General features: G+C 36.9%; 21 protein-coding genes and 1 pseudogene. 11 read left to right on the top strand and 11 right to left on the bottom strand.

Annotated elements, in window-relative coordinates; genetic code table 11:
* The first annotated feature begins 100 nt into the window (after window positions 1–100).
* Together MLC44_RS03820 and MLC44_RS03815 are read left to right on the top strand one after the other, a co-directional pair.
* Complete coding sequence (locus MLC44_RS03820; RefSeq protein ID WP_434658545.1) at window positions 101–544, top strand: helix-turn-helix domain-containing protein; 444 nt, start codon at window positions 101–103, stop codon at window positions 542–544.
* An 8-nt stretch (window positions 545–552) separates the two neighbouring features.
* A complete protein-coding gene (locus tag MLC44_RS03815) occupies window positions 553–852 on the top strand; it encodes a transposase family protein (protein WP_434658544.1) in 300 nt (99 codons plus the stop codon).
* Window positions 853–1101: 249 nt separating this feature from the next.
* Here MLC44_RS03815 and MLC44_RS03810 read toward each other — a convergent pair whose 3' ends face one another.
* The 3 genes from MLC44_RS03810 to pta all read right to left on the bottom strand — a co-directional run bounded on the left by MLC44_RS03810 (window position 1102) and on the right by pta (window position 5998).
* Window positions 1102–2583: a tyrosine-type recombinase/integrase gene (locus tag MLC44_RS03810; RefSeq protein ID WP_434658542.1), complete on the bottom strand. Its 1482-nt coding sequence runs from the start codon at window positions 2581–2583 to the stop codon at window positions 1102–1104.
* Window positions 2584–2882: 299 nt separating this feature from the next.
* Window positions 2883–3917: an acetate/propionate family kinase gene (locus MLC44_RS03805; protein ID WP_434658541.1), complete on the bottom strand. Its 1035-nt coding sequence runs from the start codon at window positions 3915–3917 to the stop codon at window positions 2883–2885.
* Window positions 3914–5998 (bottom strand): phosphate acetyltransferase, encoded by a 2085-nt coding sequence (pta, locus tag MLC44_RS03800; RefSeq protein WP_434658539.1) that lies wholly within the window; start codon window positions 5996–5998, stop codon window positions 3914–3916. The genes MLC44_RS03805 and pta overlap by 4 nt, the downstream gene beginning before the upstream one ends.
* Window positions 5999–6336: 338 nt before the next feature.
* On the opposite strand from pta, the gene MLC44_RS03795 reads away from it, so the two are divergent.
* Window positions 6337–6681 (top strand): YchJ family protein, encoded by a 345-nt coding sequence (locus tag MLC44_RS03795; RefSeq protein ID WP_434658538.1) that lies wholly within the window; start codon window positions 6337–6339, stop codon window positions 6679–6681.
* 196 nt (window positions 6682–6877) lie between these two features.
* Here the strand turns inward: MLC44_RS03795 and MLC44_RS03790 are convergent, their stop codons facing one another.
* Window positions 6878–7243 (bottom strand): GNAT family N-acetyltransferase, encoded by a 366-nt coding sequence (locus tag MLC44_RS03790; protein WP_151900845.1) that lies wholly within the window; start codon window positions 7241–7243, stop codon window positions 6878–6880.
* A gap of 117 nt (window positions 7244–7360) precedes the next feature.
* On the opposite strand from MLC44_RS03790, the gene MLC44_RS03785 reads away from it, so the two are divergent.
* From MLC44_RS03785 to MLC44_RS03755, 7 genes and pseudogenes are all read left to right on the top strand, one after another.
* Window positions 7361–9133: a hypothetical protein gene (locus MLC44_RS03785; RefSeq protein ID WP_346389489.1), complete on the top strand. Its 1773-nt coding sequence runs from the start codon at window positions 7361–7363 to the stop codon at window positions 9131–9133.
* Window positions 9123–11075, top strand: coding sequence for an ATP-binding protein (locus MLC44_RS03780; protein WP_434658537.1), 1953 nt, complete (start codon window positions 9123–9125; stop codon window positions 11073–11075). The genes MLC44_RS03785 and MLC44_RS03780 overlap by 11 nt, the downstream gene beginning before the upstream one ends.
* Window positions 11068–12339: a diguanylate cyclase gene (locus tag MLC44_RS03775; RefSeq protein ID WP_434658536.1), complete on the top strand. Its 1272-nt coding sequence runs from the start codon at window positions 11068–11070 to the stop codon at window positions 12337–12339. The genes MLC44_RS03780 and MLC44_RS03775 overlap by 8 nt, the downstream gene beginning before the upstream one ends.
* Window positions 12340–12386: 47 nt before the next feature.
* Window positions 12387–13993: pseudogene (locus MLC44_RS03770) on the top strand (ABC-F family ATP-binding cassette domain-containing protein).
* Window positions 13994–13995: 2 nt separating this feature from the next.
* A complete protein-coding gene (locus MLC44_RS03765) occupies window positions 13996–14844 on the top strand; it encodes a DUF5718 family protein (RefSeq protein ID WP_434658535.1) in 849 nt (282 codons plus the stop codon).
* Window positions 14844–15059, top strand: coding sequence for a DUF1653 domain-containing protein (locus MLC44_RS03760; protein WP_151900851.1), 216 nt, complete (start codon window positions 14844–14846; stop codon window positions 15057–15059). Before MLC44_RS03765 ends, MLC44_RS03760 begins: the two co-directional genes overlap by 1 nt.
* Window positions 15052–15399 (top strand): translation initiation factor, encoded by a 348-nt coding sequence (locus tag MLC44_RS03755; protein ID WP_434637804.1) that lies wholly within the window; start codon window positions 15052–15054, stop codon window positions 15397–15399. Before MLC44_RS03760 ends, MLC44_RS03755 begins: the two co-directional genes overlap by 8 nt.
* Here MLC44_RS03755 and MLC44_RS03750 read toward each other — a convergent pair.
* Window positions 15396–16274 carry a GGDEF domain-containing protein gene (locus MLC44_RS03750; RefSeq protein ID WP_434658533.1) on the bottom strand — a complete coding sequence of 293 codons (879 nt, stop codon included), beginning with the start codon at window positions 16272–16274 and terminating at the stop codon, window positions 15396–15398. The two genes, MLC44_RS03755 and MLC44_RS03750, sit on opposite strands and share 4 nt — an antisense overlap.
* Window positions 16275–16354: 80 nt before the next feature.
* A complete protein-coding gene (locus tag MLC44_RS03745) occupies window positions 16355–16519 on the bottom strand; it encodes a hypothetical protein (RefSeq protein ID WP_434658532.1) in 165 nt (54 codons plus the stop codon).
* 283 nt (window positions 16520–16802) lie between these two features.
* Here MLC44_RS03745 and MLC44_RS03740 point away from each other — a divergent pair, with 283 nt between their 5' ends.
* Entirely contained in the window at window positions 16803–17234 is a 432-nt protein-coding gene (locus tag MLC44_RS03740; RefSeq protein WP_346389483.1) for a hypothetical protein, read from the top strand.
* Here MLC44_RS03740 and MLC44_RS03735 read toward each other — a convergent pair.
* The 5 genes from MLC44_RS03735 to MLC44_RS03715 are packed head-to-tail and all read right to left on the bottom strand — an operon-like array spanning window position 17206 to window position 21888.
* Window positions 17206–18492 (bottom strand): aminopeptidase P N-terminal domain-containing protein, encoded by a 1287-nt coding sequence (locus tag MLC44_RS03735; RefSeq protein WP_346389482.1) that lies wholly within the window; start codon window positions 18490–18492, stop codon window positions 17206–17208. The two genes, MLC44_RS03740 and MLC44_RS03735, sit on opposite strands and share 29 nt — an antisense overlap.
* Window positions 18482–19099, bottom strand: a complete 618-nt coding sequence (locus MLC44_RS03730) for an ABC-type transport auxiliary lipoprotein family protein (protein WP_188109974.1) — start codon at window positions 19097–19099, stop codon at window positions 18482–18484. Before MLC44_RS03730 ends, MLC44_RS03735 begins: the two co-directional genes overlap by 11 nt.
* Window positions 19089–20051, bottom strand: a complete 963-nt coding sequence (locus MLC44_RS03725) for an MlaD family protein (RefSeq protein WP_346389481.1) — start codon at window positions 20049–20051, stop codon at window positions 19089–19091. The genes MLC44_RS03730 and MLC44_RS03725 overlap by 11 nt, the downstream gene beginning before the upstream one ends.
* On the bottom strand, window positions 20048–20782 hold the full coding sequence (locus MLC44_RS03720; protein ID WP_434658530.1) for an ABC transporter ATP-binding protein: 735 nt from the start codon (window positions 20780–20782) through the stop codon (window positions 20048–20050). Before MLC44_RS03720 ends, MLC44_RS03725 begins: the two co-directional genes overlap by 4 nt.
* Entirely contained in the window at window positions 20782–21888 is a 1107-nt protein-coding gene (locus tag MLC44_RS03715; RefSeq protein WP_434658529.1) for an MlaE family ABC transporter permease, read from the bottom strand. The genes MLC44_RS03720 and MLC44_RS03715 overlap by 1 nt, the downstream gene beginning before the upstream one ends.
* Window positions 21889–21893: the final 5 nt, after the last annotated feature.

Below are 21893 nucleotides of genomic sequence, written 5' to 3'. Positions count from 1 at the left end.
AACTATCCTTTTTGAAAATTATACAATTTTTTTTTAATTTAGGACTTAATGAGACTTCTTGCATAACCAAAAAAGGTCTAAAAATTGCTTTTCATGATTTATGAAGAATTATAAAAAATTAAAGCAACTAAAACCAGAACTATTTAAAAGATTAACAGGTGTAAAACCTGATACTTTTGAAGCTATGTTAAAGGTATGTCAAGAGTATCATAAAGAAAAAAAATCTAAAGGTGGAAAGCCAAATAAACTTAGTGTATCAACTCAAATATTACTAATGCTTGAATATTATAGAGAATATCGTTCAATGGCTCATATGGCATTTGATTACGAAGTGAGTGAATCAACAGTGTCAAGAACCATCAAGGAAATAGAGAGTGTGCTGCTGCAATCTGGTAAATTTTCTCTACCAAGTAAAAAAGCTCTGTATGAAGATGATGGTATTGAATTGGAGTATATTTTGATAGATGCTACGGAATGCCCAGTTGAGCGACCAAAAAAAAGCAAAGAAAATGCTACAGTGGAAAAAAGAAACAACATACTGTAAAAGGTCAAGTGGTTTTAGATTCCAATTTAAGGATTGTTTGTATAGCAGTTGCTATGACAAATACACATGATTTTAAACTCTTTAAAGAATCTAAACTTCCTGTCAAAAAAAAGACTATATTTTGTGTAGATACTGGGTATTTAGGTTTGTCAAAATTACATACAAATACTGAGATGCCAAAGAAAAAAAGAAAACTCAATCCTCTTTCAAAAGAGGATAAAATAGAGAACAAAAATAAGTCATCTAAACGAATTCCTATTGAGCATATAAATATATTATACTCAATTGGTACTTTTGAATGGCTTTAAAATACCTGTAAATAGGGGTTTGTTGGCAGTTTAAAAGAATACTTTTAAAGTGTGTTTTTAAAAAAACGAATCAATTTCTTTAGCTCTTTTTATTGCTTAACTTAATGGTGTTGCCCCCCGTTTTTTTAATTAAGTCAATTTTGCTAAAAATTGAAGAAAATGTGTGCAAGCATCCCTATTTTAAGCTATTTTATTGAAAAATACGAGTTATTAAGTAATCGTAATAGATACAAACTTTATCTTAGCCACCTAATCTTCCAAAAAATCATTTACAAAACTGGACACATCATCTTTTGCGGTGGATGGAGCTAACTGAGAATATATTTCAGTTGTCCTTGTGGATGCATGATCTAAAACTTGAGCGATATGAGCGATAGATGTGCCATTCATTGCTAAATGAGATGCAACAGTATTTCTAAATTCTTTAATTGTCAAATAATTTAAATATGATCTATTGCAATTGACCGTATAATCTAAAACTTCCTTCATCTTTGGAGGAAATGCAGTTATTGCTACACCTGAAGAACCTTCAAACAAAAATCTACTAGACTCTCTATTATTTATCACCCTAATCAATTCAGCTTTAATCACTGGACTTGCTATTGAACTTGTAAAATTATGTTCAGTTTTAAAATTCCGTAATTGTATATTATTGTTCTCTAAGTCTATATCTTCTATCTTAATATTTAAAATAGTATCTCTTCTGGCAGCTGTCGATAATGCAAGAAGTGATATTAAATAGAGATAATTATGTACTTCAGGATTATCATACGTAACCTTTTTGACTTCTTTCAAATAGCTTTTGATCTCTTCTTTAGTTAAATATCTAGGTTTTACATTATTAACACTAATGTAGTTTTTATTACCTCTAAGTATATGAAACTGATTAAATATATTTAAATGTTTATGAGTATTTGCATATGTAATTATCGTACTGGCCATAAGCAATAACTCTTTAATGGACTTCCTTGATAAAATTCCGAGTAGAGCATTTAATTCATCAATTCCTAAAGTCTTGTCTTTTAAAAGCTTTTTTCTTGCTTCTGGAGAAAATCTATATTCAAGAACTCTATTTCTTTCTTTCAATACTTTAATCTTATTCTCTTCTCTCCAGCCACCATTTTTAGATTCAAGTTCTTTGATTTTAACAAGATTATTTTCATATTCCTCTTTTTCTCTCTCTTCAAGAGATAAATCGAGAGCTTTAAATTTTCTTTTTCTTTTTGGAAGAAAACCTTGCTCATGCAACTTAGTCACATTACTTGAGTTTGATCGACGGTTATCTGCTCTTTGTTTGCTTTTTCTTAGTATAAAATCTTCTATATCATTCTCTGTAACTAAGTGTATATTTTTATTTGCAAAAGCTTCGTCTGAAAAATGATAATTGTATTTATTCTGCATAGCTCGTTTAGTTTTGCTCTTGTTTTCATTAAAATAATATTCAGCAAGATCATTGAGTGTATAAACCTGTTTATCAATTTTTTTTCTAAGAATCTTAGGAATTGGCAAGTTTGGATTTTTAGTTAATTCTTTTTGTGCTCTAATTTCTTTTTTTCTTTCGAATAAAATTTGAAGAGCCTTTACTTTAGTCATTTCAGGAGAATTGCCTATCTTTTTTCTTATTACTTTTGAATCTATATCTCTATAAGATATATAAAATGTTATAGATCCATTTTTAGATTTTCTTGTTACAATTCCAGAGTATTTACCACCTAAAGAAACATACCCCATCTTACCACCCCTATTTTTAGACTAAAACAAATAAATATATCTATATTTTTATACAACAATTATACAACAACAGCTTAATATATACAACAAATAGATATCTTATACAACATTTTTCTATTTTATTTTAAGTTATTTTTGTTTACTTGGGTGTTCTTCAAACCCCTAAAAATAGGTATTTAAATAGAGAAACCCCTAAAAATAGACATTCTGAAAAATAGTCTAAGAAAGAGAACGTAACTCCTCTTTAGTAGTTAACCTCACACCCCTTTTATGCAGGCTTTTATGCCTGTATGATTTTTCTATCTTTTTAAAACTTCCAAACACTCGTTTACTATTTGCAACTCTTCATCTGTTTTTATCACTAATGATTTTATATTTTTAAGTATTTTATTATTCATAACCGCTTCTCGAACATATGCAGAATTTTCGCCTATACCGCCGCTGAATATTATGGCATCCACATCCTCAAGCAACACCATATATGCACCTATATACTTTTGAATCCGTCGCACCATAATGTCGAGTGCCAGTTTTGCCGCATCATCTTTGCGGTTTTGTATCTTTCGTACATCATTTTCGCCGCACAAACCAAGCAGTCCTGACTTTTTATTGAGCATTTCATCTATTTCATTCGGCTTTACATGTAAAGACTCTTGCAGATATAAAACAATAGCCGGGTCAATGTCACCGCTCCTTGTTCCCATCACAAGCCCTTCAAGCGGAGTAAATCCCATAGAAGTATCGCAGCTTTTCCCGTTTTTAACAGCACAGGCACTTGCTCCGTTTCCAAGATGCAAGCTTATAATGTTTGTATCTTCTGCTTTTTTTCCAAGCAATAATGCCGCTTGTTGCAGTAAATAGGCATGAGACGTCCCGTGAAAACCATAACGGCGGATTTGATGTTTTTCATACAGCTCATGGGGAAGTGCATATAAAAATGCCTCTTTTTTCAGTGTTGCATGAAAAGCCGTATCAAAAACAGCTATTTGAGGGATGTTTGGCGCATAGTGACGAACGACTTTTATACCTTCAAGATTTGCCGGATTATGCAAAGGTGCCAAAGGAATTAAATCATTTATAGCCTGCATAACCTCATCATCTATAAGAACAGAAGCTCTAAACTGCTCACCGCCGTGAACTACTCTGTGCCCTACTGCATCAATCTCTGCAAAGTTTACATGTAAAGACTCTATCGCCTCAAAATGGTTTGCTACAGGCGAATTTGGCTCACCTATATGTTCTACAAGCTCGCTTTGCAAAACTTTTGCACCCGGCATTGCAAAAAGTTTGAATTTTAAGGAAGAACTTCCGGCATTGATTACTGCAACTCTCATTGGTTTTCCCTTGCTTGAATAGCCGTAATAGCTACCGTATTGACAATATCCTCCACCAGACAGCCTCGGCTCAAATCATTTACCGGCTTGTTGAGTCCCTGCAAAACCGGTCCTATGGCAATCGCTCCGCTTGAGCGTTGTACGGCTTTATAGGTATTGTTGCCTGTGTTTAAATCAGGAAATACAAATACCGTCGCCTTCCCTGCCACTTTTGAGTTCGGCAGTTTGATTTTTGCCACCTCTTTGTCAATTGCCGCATCATACTGAATAGGCCCTTCTACAAGTAAATCCGGTCGCTTTTGGCGTACAATTTTTGTGGCAGTTCTTACTTTGTCAACATCAGAGCCGTGCCCGCTCTCTCCCGTCGAGTATGAAAGCATGGCAATTTTTGGCTCAATACCGAACATTTTTGCACTTTGCGCCGATGCAATGGCGATTTCTGCGAGCGTTTGCGCGTCCGGGTCCTGATTGATTGCACAGTCACCGTACACAAGCACCTTTGTTTTAAGACACATAAAAAAGACACTTGAAACAACAGAAAACTCCGGTTTTGTTTTTATAATCTGCAAAGCGGGACGAATGGTATCTGCCGTTGCATGAATAGCACCACTGACCATACCGTCGGCATAACCGAGTTGTACCATCATTGTGGCAAAATAGTTCACATGCAACATTGCATCTTTGGCTGCCTCTTTTGTGATGCCCTTGTGTTTTCTCAGCTCGTAAAAAACATCCGTAAACTTTTCTATCAATGGGGATGAGAGATGATTGACTACAGTTGTCGCGGATAAATCAAGCCCCAAACGCAGATAACGCCCTTTGAGTTCTTCTTCATCACCTATAAAAATAATCTCTGCGACCCCTCTTCTTAAAATTATTTCTGCTGCCCTTAAAATGCGTTCATCACTTGATTCGGGCAACACGATTCTTTTTTTATTTTGCGACGCCATGTAAAAAAGTTTGTATTCAAACATCTGCGGTGTCATAATATCACTGTAGGCTGTTGCTATCTTTTCTTCTATGCTTTTTATATCCACACTGCTGTTAAAAAGTCCCAAAGCAAGTGCGATTTTTCTCTCAGAATGAGCACGCAGTCTTGAGTGCACTTTCATGACATCTCTTGCTGTTTCAAAAGTATCGGTATCGACACAGAGTATAGGCACTTTGAAGCTGTTTAGCCCTTCTATGAGCTTTTGAATATTTTTATTAAGCTTCATACTGAAAGGAAAAATAATCGCAGCAATATTCGGATAACCTGAAGAGTGCAAGGCCCCAAAAAGCCCTAAAATAATGTCAGATCTGTCAGCCGGAACAATGACCAAATCTTCTTCTTCGATATGTTCTAAAAAATTATCGAGTGTCAATGCTGCAACTTTGACATTTCTTATCACTCTGGTATGGTCATAGCTCTCAAGCAGTATCTTTTTTGCGCCAAGCGTCTCTATCACATCTTCAATAGTAGGCAAGTTCAATTCCTCTACCTCTTTTAAAAGATAAATTGTATAAGGCACTTTTTCAAACATTTTTTGCAGCTGCTTGTACTTTTCATCATTGACACGGTTCACAAAAGTGGCAAAATGGGTACATCCCTCAGAAGTCAGATACTCATTTTCAATCAAAACATTTTCATATATCTCTTTTGTTGTGGCACTGTCGGCTTTAATGACGCTTATCACGGGTGCAGCAAAATTTTGGGCGATTTTGACATTTAAATCATAACTGATGGTCGAGGTTAAAAAAGAACGCCGAATCCCTTCACACAGTACAAAATCATACTCACGTTCAAGCTTTTTGAATTTGTCTATAAGACGGGTTATCAGAAGATTGTCCTCTTTTTTAGAAATCATCTCTTCGACTTCTTTAATGTCAAAACCATAACATGCTGCATAGTCCATATCGAGATTATAACGCTGTAAAATGAAGTCTATATCACCGTCACGTATGTTTTTGTCAAAGATTATCGGGCGAAAAAAAGCGACACGATGCAGTTTACGCTTGAGTATTTCCATCATGCCCATAGAGACAAAAAGTGTCCCTGCATTTTTTTCCTGTGCGGCAATATAGAGTGATTTTATTTTCATGTTTTTACCTTTTTGCTTACGAACAAGTTTATAAGCTTTCAATCCATGCCAGCCCAGACTGAAGTCTGGGTTCCTTTGTATTTCGGAATCGGTACTTTCTATGCTAAAGCATGACTTGTGAAAAAAACTAAATTTTTTTCTGCAGTGCCGACTGCTGTTACTTCCCTGTCACTCTCGCCCGCACTTAAGTACGGGTTCCGAACAAGATTATAAGCTTGCAGTCTGGGTCCCGTTGTATCTCGGAATCGGTACTTTAGTGCCGACTCTCAAGGCTATAAAAGTCTGAGTTCTGAAATGGTTCAATATACAGTATAATTCTATCTAAAAAACGGAACCTTATGACACCAAAAGAGTTAATGATAAGCAGATATGAGGCATTTGTAAAAAAAGACTGGGAATATTTGGCACACACTTCTGTTTCACAGACAGTTGAAGATTTGCGACATACGCCTGCATTAGAGTGGCTGAGGCTTGATGTGTTACAGGTAACGGCAGATACGGTCGAGTTTAAAGCCTATTACAAAGAAAACGATACCTTACATGTACTGCATGAAAAAAGTTTTTTTGTGCAGGAAGATGGCCAATGGAAATATAAAGACGGAACACTTTACAACTCCAAAATAGAGCGAAATATCAGCTGTCCCTGCGGAAGCGGCAAAAAATACAAAAAGTGCTGTGGCTGAATATTTGTTTGTTATGCAGGTTTTACACAGTTAAGACACAAAGTCGGCACTGCAGAAAAAATTTAGTTTTTTTCACAAGTCATGCTTTAGCATAGAAAGTACCGATTCCGAGACACAACGGAACCCATCCTTCAGGGTGGGCTGAGAGTGGCAGGAAAGCAACAAACAGTCGGCACTGCAGAAAAAAACCAAATTTTTACACTTGAATAACATTTTTTCCTTGCCATTTGAAGGAGAGTACAAGTTTTTCGCAGGCGGCAGTTTTGGCATAATCCTGCAGATACTCCAGCATCATTTTAGCATAACCTTTTTCACGATATTTTTCATCCGTGACCAAATCAAAAACATAGAGATGTCTTTTATGGCAGAGGCTTGTCTGCACCGCTGCACCTCCGTAGCATACCAGTTCACCGCGTTCCAGAATACCGAACATCTTATATTCCATGTGTCGCATATCGTATATAAGGTCTTCAAATTCATCGTAGCTCAGCTCTGTGTAAAGCTGTTTTACCAGGTCATACACGGGATAAAGTTCTTTGAATGTCATTTCTCTTATTTGCATAATGTTATTGTAGCACATAATAAGAAGCTAAAGAAACCCGTACTTTTAATGCTCAAATGTGTATTTAAGAAAGTACAAAAGTTTTCTGTTCTATAATGAAAAGAAAACGGGAAGAATATGAAATTTATACAGCTTTTTTTACTCTTTGGGATATTTTTATACGCTTCGGTAAAAACACCTTCTGATGTCTATTCTCAGTCTATTGTGCTCAAACAGATGGTTGAAGAACTGCGCAAAGAAAACGGCATCACAAAACCACTTAAAGAGGTTGAACAGCAACATAACAAACTGCCGCGGCATGTTATTCAAAAAACACTTGAGGTGTTGACAAAAGTAAACAAATACAGAGAAATACACAACTTTGGTCCTATTGCCATTCCGCCTGTTCCTCCAAGAAAAATTACCCCGCAGGATGTATATAACAATGTCATACGACTCAAAGAAGAGATTCACTACCTGCTCAAAAACCAAAAAAAGTACTTTGCTTACAAACAGTACAAAGACAAAACACCGAGTGATGTTTACCAGGTACTCTGGACAGTTTCTCTTGGTTTTGATGAGTTGCTGGGACAGGGATTTACCCCAAGTGATGTCTATATCCAGTCACAGCAGATTCTTGAGCGTATTGAATTTTTACGCTCTTCACAAAGAGAGTACAGTGATGTAAAAATGCCGCCAAAACGACCAAACCTTCATCCGAATCATGCACTCTATGCCTCAATAGATTTGATAAAAAAGATAAGTGAAGTTGAAAAAAAACTCTGGATGACGCCCGTACCTGTACCAAAAGCCAAGCACAAAGTCATCTCTCCCACAGAAGTATATGACTCTCTGCAAACCGTCAAAGCAGAGCTTAACAGACTCTCTCGCCGTTTGGGAATAGAAAGAAGCTTTCCACCAAAAAAACTCCAAACAAAAAAGACACCTTCGGATGTCGTCCAAAATCTTGAGTATGCAAAAGCACTTCTGCCTGCTTTTGATTTTTCTCATCCGCTCAATCAGTATCCACAAAAATCACTTACCAAAACACCTAATGAAGTATATGCACTCAGCGAATATATTTTGCATAAAATTATGCGAATCAAAGAGAGAAGAGGCATCCAACTCAAAGCGAAAAAAGTACCGTATGTCTATGGACTTGAGCCTATTTATGTCTATGTTAAAGGACTTGAAGATTTGGAAAAAACAGCGAAACTAAAATCACTCGAAGGATTTTACCCCTCACAAATCCCTGATGCACCAAATACAAAAATAACACCAAGCGAGGTATATGAACTCATTTTACGACTTGATGATGAAATCAACCTTGTTTACAATACAAAAAAATATAATTATAATTTTATCTCCTACAGAAACTACCTCGAGAAAAAAATATACCAGGACAAAACACCTTCTGATGTTTATAATCTCTTATGGAAAATATCGTATGAGCTTGATACAATTTTAAACCAGGAATATACTCCGAATGAGACCTATATTCTTGCTGTCAAACTCTACAAAAACATCCAGACTGTCAGTTATCATTTGACGCAAAAACAGATACTTGTTCCTTTGCTAAAGTATGAATCAAAAGCTCCCTCTGATGTCTTTATGCAAAGTCTGCAACTCATGCAGACACTTACAAAAATCAAAAAAAGAGGCAATCTCAACTCAGCAACACTTACTATTCCGCGTGACAAAATCATCACACCAAACTCTGTATATAATGCCTTGCGCCTCATCAGCGGGACTGTTTCAGAACTGCGCGTTTACTATAATATACAAGAGCATACAACTGCGCTCTCACAAAAAACACCAAAGAACAAAACACCTTCAGATGTTTTTAGTGTCTTAGAGGCAACAAACAAACTCGCACAACAAATTCTCAAAGACAGTACCTATGCGCATTAGTCTCTCAACAAAGGTTGCCATCGGCACTTTTATTATTGCCACGGTCGGAATACTTGTGATTGTCTTTTTATCTTTTTCTCTTATGATGCAGTATTCAAAAGAGAATTCCCTTGAACATCTCAACTTTGAGCTCAAACAAAACAAAGAAAGTATTCACAATGACATCCAACAGGTTATTTATGATGCAAAAGTTCTCTCAAAAAATGAAGATGTTGCAGCATATTCGCGGGCATTTTACAATCCTTACAATTATGATAAAAAAACAAACAGAACTTTAGAAGGAATAGAGTCTTCTCTTGAAAAAAACTTTATCGCTCTTTTATCGCACAACGATGCCTATTTCAACATCCGTCTTTTATATAAAACCGGTTGGGAACTCCTTGTCACATATAAAGACAAACAGGGAGTACATATTCAGAAAAAGCGTCTTTTGCAAGACAAAGCAGCAAAAAAATACTTTCAAGAAACAATAAAACTCCATCCGGAAGAGGTTTCTGTCTCAGATATAACACTCAATGAAGAGTATGGACAGCTTTCCTATCCGCTTACGCCGACTATTCGCATCTCTTTACCAATATATATTGACAAAAAACTCTTTGGTATGCTCATCATCAATGCAAATATCAATAAACTTTTTCGGGTGATTAAACAATATGATGACAAAAACAGCCCTAAAAACATCTATCTTGCAGACAAAAACAAATACTATATTTACAATAAGGACCAAAGCAAAACATTCGGATATGTGTTTGGGCACAAAGACTACAGGCTTGATTATGATTTTGATCTGAGTAAACAGAGTTATTATAAAGACGATATATTGTTTACCTATACAACACTTCACTATACAAAAGATAAATTCATATACATTGCACTGACATCTACAAGCAGTTTTTTACAAAAAGACTATGAAAATTTTATTCGCTCGCTTGCTCTTTACAGTTTGTTAGTCTCCCTGCTTATTGCTTTGATCTCACTTATACTTGTCCGCCGGCTTATTACACCACTCAGTAAAATCACCCAGGCTGCAAAAGCCATTGCCGATGATACGTCAAAAAACAACATTGACTTCAATACTATTCATACGCATGATGAAATCGAAGAGTTGGCAAATTCTCTGCAGATTATGCTTCAAAAGTTAGAAGAGTCAAAAAAAGATGTCGAGAAAAAAGTCAAAGAACGCACAGAAGAACTTAACAAACTCAATGAAACACTCGAACAACTGGTGAAAGAAAAAACAAATGAAAATATCAAACAGCTTGAAACACTCCAACAGCAGAGTAAACTTGCCTCCATGGGAGAAATGATAGGCGCCATTGCCCATCAGTGGAGGCAACCGCTTAACGAGATAAGCATAGCCGTTCAAAATCTCAAATATGATTATGAAGACGGATTAATTACAAAAGAGTACCTTGATGACTTCATAAAATCAACAAAAAAAGTAATTCAGTTTATGTCCGATACCATTGACGATTTTAGAAATTTCTACCGGGTTGACAAAACTCAGGAACGCTTCAGTGTAAAAGAAGCGGTACAAAGAGTTCTCTCTATTCAAACAGCGCAACTGCAAAACAACAATATCAAAGTTACGCTGCTTGGTGAAGATTTTGAAATAGTCGGGTACAAAAATGAACTGCAGCAGGTTATTTTAAACCTTATAAACAATGCAAAAGATGTTTTGCTTGAAAGAAATATCAGTGACGCTAAAATTACAATTATTTTAAAGAATCATACAGTAATAGTACGTGATAATGGTGGCGGAATCACTCCAGAGGTTATAGACAGGGTTTTTGAGCCCTACTTTACGACAAAAGAACAGGGCAAAGGAACAGGAATGGGTCTGTATATGTCTAAAATGATGATTGAAGAAAATATGAACGCAAAACTGAGCGTAAAAAACACCAGCGAAGGTGCAGAATTTAGGATAGACTTTGATGAGTAAGAATGATATTGCTATATTGTATGTGGAAGATGAAGTACATGTAAGAGAGATGCTCTCACGCTTTTTGCAGCGTTTTTGCACTAAGCTTTATATTGCAAAAGATGGAGAAGAGGGGCTGTCTTTGTACAAAAAGCACCATCCGGATATTGTTATTTCAGATATCCGTATGCCAAAAATGAGTGGACTCGAGATGGCTGAAGCCATCAAAAAAATCAATCCTTCCCAACTTATTATACTTATAACAGCCCACAATGACAGTGAATTTTTACACAAAGCCATTAACCTTGGAATAGACGGCTACATTCTCAAACCGGTAGATTTGGATGCTGTGAATGAAAAATTAAAAACTCTTATACAACGCATACAAAATGAAAGAGCGGCACAGCAGCTCAAAGAGAGCGAAGAGAAACTAAAGCTTCTTTCACAGGCTGTGGAACAGATGCATGAAATGGTACAGATTACAGATGTTGACGGAAAAATCATTTATGTAAATCCTGCGGCAACCGAGAATACGCAATATGAAGAGAATGAACTTATAGGAAAAAGCAACCGTATACTCAAATCAGGAGAACATTCAAAAAAGTTTTATGATAATTTATGGAAAACTGTTTTGGACGGGAAAACCTACCAGAATACTTTAATCAACAGAAGAAAAGACGGAAGTCTGTACTATGATGAAAAAATCATCTCTCCCATAAAAGACAAAGATGGAAAAGTGCGCTACTTTGTCTCCACAAGCCGTGATATAACACAACGGGTTGCCCTGGAAAAAGAACTTCAAAAACTTGCAACCAAAGATGCGCTTACAGGTCTGTATAATCGATATAAAATGTCAACACTTATAGAAGATGAAATAAAAAGAACAAAACGCTACGGTGAAGTTTTCAGCCTTCTTATGCTTGACATAGACAAATTTAAGAATGTCAATGACACCTATGGACATGATGTGGGCGATTATATTTTGCAGGAGTTGAGTCGTATTGTTTTGCAAACCATAAGAAAAACGGACAGTTTCGGACGATGGGGCGGTGAAGAGTTTATGCTGCTGGCCCCCCATACAAATACACAACAGGCTATGGAACTTGCCCAAAAAATACGTAAAAGTGTAGAAGAACATCCTTTTGAACATGTAGAAAAAATCACAGTAAGTATTGGCGTTACAGAGTACATAAACGGAGAAAAGGAAACATCACTCTTAAAACGCGTTGATCAGGCTTTATACGAGGCAAAAGCTTCCGGGCGCAACCAGGTAGTCTTTTTTTAACCATATTTTAGATATAATCGCGAAAAATATTAACTAGGCTAAACAATATGGTAACAGTACAAAACTTAACAATGCGCTTTGGAAACAGAGTGCTTTTTCAAGACATAAACTTAAAACTAGACCGTCACAAAAGATACGGTCTTATCGGAGCAAACGGAGCCGGTAAAACAACATTTTTGAAAATTCTTTCAGGTCAAATCAATGAATATGACGGGGAAGTCATCATTCCAAAACAAAACAAAGTCGGCGTTTTGGGACAAAACCAGTATGCTTATGAAGACTTTACAATTATGGATGCTGTTTTATACGGAACAGACGCTTGTATGATGCTATCAAAGAAAAAGAAGAAATTTATATGTCCGGTGATTTTGAAGACGATGCTGTCAACAACCGTCTTGCTGAACTTGAAACTATCTGTGTGGAAGAAGACCCGACCTATGAATACGATGTAAACATTGCAAAAATCCTGGAAAATGTCGGAATTGCGGCTGAAAAGCACAATGAACTGATGAGCACACTTGACTCTGCTGACAAATTCAAAGTTCTTTTGGCGCAGGTTTTATATCCAAAGCCTGATGTATTGTTTTTGGATGAACCGACCAACAACCTTGATATTGAAACAATCAGTTGGCTTGAAAACGAACTCAAAAGACATGAGGGAACAATGGTTGTCATCTCGCATGACAGACATTTTCTCAATGCAGTAGTCACAAACATTCTTGATGTTGATTACCAGAAAATCCGAGAGTTTACCGGCACCTATGACGACTGGTATATTGCGGCAAATGTTATGGCAAAACAGATGGAACTCGACAATGCAAAAAAACTCAAAGAAAAAGAGCAGTTAGAAGCTTTTGTTCGTCGATTCAGCGCCAATGCATCAAAAGCAAAACAGGCAACTTCAAGACAAAAACAGCTTGAAAAATTAAATATAGAAGAGATTAAACCGTCATCCCGCCGTGATCCTTCTATCGTTTTCAAACCAAAAAGAGTCATGGGAGATGAAGCCTTAAATGTTGAGCATATCTGTCATTCATACGGAGACAATGAAGTCTTAAAAGATGTTACTTTTAAAGTAAATCCGGGGGAAAAAATCGCCATTATCGGTGGCAACGGTGTAGGAAAAACAACACTTGTAAAAATAATTATGGAAGAGCTCAAACCAAGCTGTGGCGGTACTGTAACCTGGGGAGCAACAATTGAATCTTCCTATTTTCCACAGGATACAGCGGACATTATCAAAGGCGACGGCACACTTTATGACTGGCTGCGTGCCTTTGATCCTAAACGGGAAATATCAGAAATCAGAAACTGTCTCGGAAGAATGCTTTTTAACGGAGAGCAGCAGGAGAAAAATGTCGAAGCGATTTCGGGGGGAGAAAAACACCGAATGATGCTTAGCAAGATGATGCTTGAGGGTGGGAACTTCCTGGTGCTTGATGAACCGACCAACCACCTTGATCTTGAAGCGATTGTTGCCCTTGGTGAAGCACTGCATGAGTTTAAGGGCAATGTTATCTGTGTCTCGCATGACCGTGAACTTCTTGACGCTTTTGCCACACGCATCATAGAACTGCATGATGATCATACCTATACCGACTTTCAGGGAAGCTATGAAGAGTTTGCTGCTGCCAAAGAAGCCGGAACACTCTGAAAATGAAAAAATACGAAGAGTATTTGGGTCTTGGAATCGCCGGCAATTTTGCCCTGCACCTTGCCCAGGCCGGAGAACTTGAAGAGTTCAAAAATATTGTAACAGAGGATGAAGCCGCGCCAAAAGGGCTTTTTCCTTTCTACCTGCCCTGTGAAAAAAAGAAAGAGACTTCTCGTCCGAGTGAGATACTTTTCACCTATCCGCTTTCTTCTACACTGATACAACTGCCAAAAGAAGATGTCAATGTCCAGGCAGAACCCGAAGTAGGACTTTTGTGTGAACTGACCTATCAAAACGGACAAATCACGGCTATTGAACCAAAATATTTCGGTGCATATAACGACTGCTCTATTCGTGTCAGCGGTGCCAAAAAAATCAGTGACAAAAAAAACTGGGGACAAAACTCCAAGGGATTTGCTTCGCAACTCATTTCAATTGACAAATTTGAAGAGGGCGGCGTAATGGATGACTTCAGCATCTGCAGTTTTTTACGTCGCAATGATGCCTTGCATCCCTATGGCGAAAATGTAGCACTTAGCGGTTACAGCTACTTTTATGAAAAACTCACACAATGGATATGCAAACAGATAAATACCCAAAAAGATTTTGGACCGCTCGAAGATTTAAAAAGTTATACAGTTACATGTAACTACCCCAAAAAAGCGCTTATCAGCATAGGGGCTACACGATATACGCCCTATGGAGAAACTACTTTTTTAGAAAAAGGGGATGAAATATTTGTTGTTCTTTATAATCACAAAACTTACTCCCTGCGCGATGTCACAGATACGCTTCATGATAAGAATTACACACAAGAACAGATGAGTATTTTGGCACAGAGCGTTTGCTGATGAAAACAGGTATTTATGAACACTACAAAGGTAAAAGGTATCAAGTGATTGATACCGTAAGGCACTCTGAAACAGAAGAGCTTATGGTTCTTTATCGCGCCCTGTATGGAGACGAAGGACTCTGGGTACGGCCTTACAGTATGTTTTTTGAAACTGTATCTGTCAATGGCTGTATGCAACCACGATTTCGCTATCTTGGAGAAAAAAATGAGTAGAGGGAAAAAACTCGATCTCTTTATCGGTGCGAGTATAGATGATGACAGCTGGGCAGAAGTTCATAATCCCGGCCCTCCAAAAACTTCAAACATTACGGAAGAACCCGCGAAACATTTTTTACTTTTTAAAAAAGAAAAACGCAGAGGCAAAACAGTTACACTGGTTGGAGAATTTCACAGACCAAAAAATGAACTGGCACTCCTCTTAAAATTACTGAAAAAAAAGCTTGGTTGCGGAGGCACTCTTAAAGAAAACTGGATGGAATTTCAGGGAGATATAAAAGAAAAGCTTCGCCCGCTTTTAACTGAAGAAAAATTTCGTTTCAAAAACGGACACTAGGCAATTTTTGCCTTTGAGGCATTGGATGTGATTATATACCTGTCTCTTCCGGCCTCTTTTGCTTCATAAAGCATTTCATCAGACCGTGAAATCAATACATCTTCATCCAGCGCTTCATCTGCTACACAACAAACGACTCCAATAGAGAGTGTAAGGTACTCATGTACTTTTGAAGCTTCATGTTTTATTTCAAGGCCTCTTACAGCATTGCAGATTTCCCGGGCAATATTTGCACTGTTTGTCTCACTCGTATCACTCATAAGTACTCCAAACTCTTCACCGCCAAGTCTAAAAACATAGTCTCCCGGTCGTTTGAGTGTCTCTTTTAAAACTTTTGCAACACTTTTAAGTGCTTCATCTCCTGCCAGATGTCCATAAGTGTCATTATATTGTTTAAAATAGTCAATATCAAGCATCATAAATGTAATATAGGCTTTATTTCGTTTTGCACGTTTGACTTCTCTTTCATAAATGAAATTAAAATATCTTCTGTTGTGAAGATTTGTCAAAGAATCTGTATAAGAGGCATTTTCAAGCTTTTTATTGACAAGTTTAAGTTTCTTCGCTGCAATTTCCAGTCTTGTCTGATCTTTTTGAATACTCTCAAATACATAAAAAAGAATTATCAGCAGTCCCACAATAATAAGTCCGAGTGAAGTACCAATTTTTAGCAAAATTGAATCATAGGTATATAAAAACTTCTTTCTCTCATAATTCGCCATATTGACTTCATAATTGATCAGTTTTTCCAAAACATTATGAATTGTCTCAACTTTTTTTTCAAGTGTTGTTATTGATATATGCGCTAAATTTTTGGAAACTTTCACGGCTTTTAGAACTTTGGAAAAATAATTATTGGCACGATTAATCTCCAAATCAGCATATTCGAGATAATATAATTCCTCTTCTGTCTTAAAATGAGACTTATAACTTTGCCATTTTTTATTGATATATTTTAGAGATGTTCTATTTTAAAAGCTGCCTCACTGGGGCTGATTTCATCTCTACGCACCTTGTAAACAGTAGCTGCCAGGTCGTAACTGTATGTTTTGACTATCTCATTCAATTCTGTTACAGGTATCAAAGAACCAAAGTACAAAGAATCCATATTTTTTTTCATTGCATTGACATAGTTTGTTCCTATAAAGCCAAGAGCAAACAGCCGACAGTAATCAAAAGAAAAAGAAAAAAAAGCTTGCTTCTAAGTTTAAGTGCTTCGATAAACTGCATATATATCCTTCTTTGATACAAATAATTAAGCATATTTTGTACCATAATCTTTATAGATATTGCCATCCCGCACTGAAGTACCGACTGTTTTTTTTCTTGTTCTTCCCCCTCTTATATGTTAAAATTCCAAACAAATTTAAAAACTGACATTTTGTCATAAAAAAAGAGCAATCATGAAAGCCCAGGCAATAAAAACAGACCGATATCTCAACAGACAACAGATAAAAGAGCATTTAAAAAATGTAGAGTACATCATTATGGCGGCACCGGCACCGGATCATTTCAAACAGACACCCATACACTTTACACTCTTTTTAAATACAGAAGAGGCACTGCCAAAAGATATTCAGGATGCCGTACTGAAAAAATTTTTGCAGGAACATAAAATAGGCAAACCTGCAGAACTCATGAGTCAGCTTATGCCAGTGGGGTTTGCACTCAGCAAGGCACAAGATACCCCCATGCCTATGTTACTGGTAAAGCCGGAGGATCAAAAAAGTATTCCCTATACAGTAATGCATGTCATGGATTTCTTGGCAGATTCAGATGCCTTTGATGAAGCAAAAAAAGAGAATCTCACCGGCTGGAGTTACTCTTACGAGTAATTTCCTCTATCTCTTTTGCAATATGTGAAGAGAGATTTTCACAGCCGTTTTTCGTAACTAAAATATTGTCTTCAATTCTTATGCCTGTACCTCTGTACTTTTTAGGAATACTTATATCTGCTGCATCAAGGTAAATACCGGGTTCTATGGTCATAACCATACCGGGTTGCAGCGGAATCTCTTTGCCGTTTGGTTTTTTATAGGGACATTCATCATGCACATCGAGCCCCATCCAGTGTCCGATACCGTGCGGATAATATTTTTTGTGTGCTTTTTCTTTTAGCAGTTTTTTGAGTTCTCCCTGCAATATTCCCAAATCTATCATTCCCTGACACAGTAACTCTTCAGATTTTTTCTGCAGTACACTTTTGAACACGCCCGGAAAAATCATCTTTATAATCTCTTTTTGTACATGTAAAACCATTTCATAGAGTTCTTTTTGTGCTTTTGTATAACTTCCGCTGACAGGAATTGTGCGCGTTATATCACTTGCATAATACCGGTATTCGCATCCGGCATCTATGAGTATCAGATCACCTTGCATCAATTTTTTATCGTTGTTTACATAATGCAAAGTATTGGCAGAGTTTCCACAGGCTACAATAGATGTATAAGCATCGCTGTAGGCACCGTTTTTTTTAAAAATGTACTCTAAATTTGCCTGCAGTTCATATTCATAATGCAGTTTCGCACTCAATTTCATCGCTTTATGATGTGCTTTTTTTGTAATATTTATAGCTTTTTTGATAAGCTTAATTTCAGATTTTGACTTTATGAGACGCATTTTTTCAATATATGTCGCCAGATTCTCATAACTTTGTATGCTTTTTTTGAAGCGTTTTAAGATTTTAACCTTTGCATATTCCAGTTTGAAATCATGATAGATATGTTTTTTATTTTCTATAAACTCTTTAAGTTTTTCTTCAAACTCATCAATTTCAAAAACATCATCCACCATGAAAAGCTCTTTGGCTTTCTCTTTTCCCAGCCTTTTTCCATGCCAGAGTTCCTGCATTTTGTCTTTTTTGGCAACAAACAAAAAAGTGTGAAATTTTTTTGCATCTTTTACAATAACCAAAGCAGAATTGTCTTCTGTGAAACCGCTCATATAGTAAAAATTACTGTTTTGCCGGTATGGATATTGTGTATCATTGGAACGTGTTTTTTGCTCTGCACTCAACAAGACAGCTACACTCAAAGGCTTCAGTTTACGTCCCAAACGTATTCTTCTTTGTTTGTACTCTTTTTCACTTATCAAGACATACTCCCTGCAGCCATAAACCACACTCTTTTAAAATTTCATCTAAGGCATTGCTGAGTGCAACAACCCCGCCTTTTGCATCATCTGACAAAGTTTTTTGTTTAAAATAAAAAGTTTTTGTCGCTACTGTCTTATGGCTTGCTTCATCAACCAGGTTACATGTAATGACAACATTGACAAAAGAATTTTTTTCGTTTTCATCAAAATACTGCATAAAATCTTCTATATTTATTTCCAGTCTGTAGTCGTTTTTTGTTTTTGATTCTGCACTTTGCACACTCTTAAAAAGCTTCAGATCCCGCAAATACTCTGTAACAGCATATGTTAGAGCATCATTTGGCGTCTGCGCCCATCTTGACTGGGCATAAGAGTATTGTGCATATTTTCCCTCTACATAGTACATTTTCAAGGACATATAGAGTTTGTCACCAAAAGAGCGCTCTACTTTGAGTGTTTTTTTCCGACATTTGCCTGTCTGTACTTTTACTGCTTTTGGCTGTATATTGAGTCGGTACTGATTCTGCGCCGGTGTCGGCGATGTGCATCCGGTAATTGTTATTACCGCGATACATGTAAGGCATATAATTAATAATCTATTTTTCACCAGGTCCCCTTTTGTATCTTTCTTTTTTATATAAAATATCACTCGGACTGCGGTCATAATGTTCTAACAGCTCATCTAAATTTATCAATGTCTGTTGCATTTGTGTCACAGTGCTGTTAATCAACGGTACGGACTGCACTGTAATATCTTCAACATTATTCTGTACATCAGAAAAAGATTTTGCCATATCATTCATAATATGTCCCATTTCCAGATATGTTTGTTTGATACTCGAAAAAGAGTCATTGATTTTCTTTTCCCATGCAATGCTGTGTGCAACCAATTTATTCATATTGGGAATACTTTTATCAATCTGAGCTGTGATATGTTCCATATTTTTCGCACTTTCCTGCAGGTGTGCAATGGTTTTTTCATCAAGTATTGTATCAATTTTTGCCATAACCATAGCACTCTCGTGTAAAAATCTAGAAAACTGTTCCTGGTTTTTTTCACTCAACAGCTCATTGGTTCTGTCAAGCGTCATAAGCAACAGTTCAGAGACCGAATCCAGCGACTGTTCCACATTTGCGAAAAAAGAAGGAGCTGACTTGATTACAGGATACATTTCTCCTTTTTTTGCTTTAAGCGGCGGTGCATTATTGCTTCCCTCTGTCAGATTTATATAACTCAGTCCGGTAATGCCCTGTGCAGTAAGCTTTGCCACCGTATCTTCTTTGACAGGTGTCGTCTTTAGCATACTGACTGTCACCTCCACCTGTTCGGTGTTTTTCGGATTTATGCGCAAGCGTATTACTTTGCCTACTTTTATACCCTTGTATTTCACAGGTGCATCAAGATTGAGTCCCAACACCGATTCGTTAAAATATATAATATACTTTTGTGTCGCCTCTGCTTTTTCAGGTTTGAGCATCCAGTAAACAAATCCGAGTATGCTGAGTATTCCCAACAAAACGACAAACCCTATCAATGTATAATTTACTTTATTGTTCATATTGTATCTCTAAAAAAAGTCTGTATAAAATCATTCTTCACAGAAGTAACCTCTTCTAAACTGCCCTCATAGGCAATTTTTTTATTATCAATTATAGCCATTCTATCCAAAGTATTATATATAGAATGTAAATCATGTGTGACAATTACCATAGTAAGTCCCAGCATTGAACGCAACTGCAATATAAGTTCATCGAACTCTCTGGCAGAAATCGGATCAAGTCCGCTTGTAGGTTCATCCAAAAAAAGCAGTTTGGGATCCATTGCCAAAGCTCTGGCAATCCCCGCTTTTTTTCGCATACCTCCGCTTATTTGCGAAGGATACAAAAATGCATCACTTGGTTTCAAACCTACCAGATCAAGTTTAAATGCCACTATTTCTTCTATCATTTTTTGGGAGAGTGTTGCATACTCCCGCAGCGCCAACGCAATATTTTCCGCCAGAGTCAAAGAAGAAAAAAGAGCACCAAACTGGAACAATACACCCCATTTTCGCCTGAGTTCCTGTGCCTGGCTTTCACTGATACTCTCTATTTTCTGTCCCAAAATCTCAATACTTCCTGAGTGAAACTCCTGCAGCATGACCATTTCACGCAGCAGTGTTGTTTTTCCGCAGCCGCTTGGTCCCAAAAGCCCGTAAATTTCACCTTCGTTTACATGTAAATTGAGCCCGTCATGCACCACTTTGTCACCAAAAACTGTTTTGACACCGCTTACTTTGATCAGTTCCATTATATCCCCAGATTTGTAAAGGCTATAGAAAAAACCGCATCACATACAATTACGGCAAAAAGTGACTCGACAACACTTTTTGTAGTATTGTAGCCTATACTTTGTGTATCATCTTTGACAATCAACCCTCTGTAAATACCGATAGAAGCAATCAAAAATGCAAAAAACGGTCCTTTGACAAGTCCCACATAAAAATGTTTCATTGCCACTACCTCTTGCAGTCTGTCAATGAAAAGTGCCGGCGGCAGGTCCAGACTCAAATCGGCAACGATAATGCCTCCGAGCATAGCCATAATATCTGCTGCAAAAATGAGTATCGGCAGCATAACAACAAGAGCAACTATTCTTGGCAAAACCAAAAAAGTATATGGGTCAAAGCCCATAGTCCGCATAGCATCAATCTCCTGTGTGATTTTCATCGCTCCTATCTGTGCCGTATAGGCTGAACCGCTTCTGCCTGCGATGACTATTGCCGTAATCAAGGGGGCAAGTTCTCTGAATATAGAAATACCCATCATATCCACAATAAAAATATTGCCTCCGTATCGCTGAAGCTGATAAGCAGCCTGATAGGCTGTCACCAAACCAATCAGAAAACTTGTCAATGCTACAATGCCAAGAGCACGCAGTGCACTTTCATTGATTTCAAAAGCTATCTCTTTTATACGGATATTTTTAACACTTTTAAAATAGAGCAAAAAAGAGACAAAAACCTTCCCGATAAACTCCATAAAAGAGATAAATGAAAGGTAGGAGCGATAAAAAGTTTTTCCCATACACTCAAATATATTTTCTTTTGAAAGTTTGTATTTTTTATCGAGCTTTTTTTTATGCTCTTTGGTCAATGCAAGTGTATGCAAAAAGTTTGTATTTGTACACTCTGTGTTTACATGGTACTCTTCTTGCAGATCAGTTAAAAAAAGAGCAAAGGCGGTATCAAGATAGCGGGCATCTCTTAAATCAACAGTAATTTTTTTAAAATTTGAGAGCTCGATTTTTGCAATGAATTCTTGGGCTTGATGAAGATTGTAGAGTGTCAATTCCCCTGAAAATTCAAGGGAAATACTCTCTTTGTCAATGGTAGTGCGCAGTAGGTTTTCAGGCATGAGAC

Source organism: Sulfurimonas sp. NW9 (genome assembly GCF_051132275.1).
Lineage (GTDB): Bacteria > Campylobacterota > Campylobacteria > Campylobacterales > Sulfurimonadaceae > Sulfurimonas > Sulfurimonas hydrogeniphila.
Note: the sequence above shows the minus strand (reverse complement) of the source record. Positions and strands in the feature narration are given on the sequence as shown.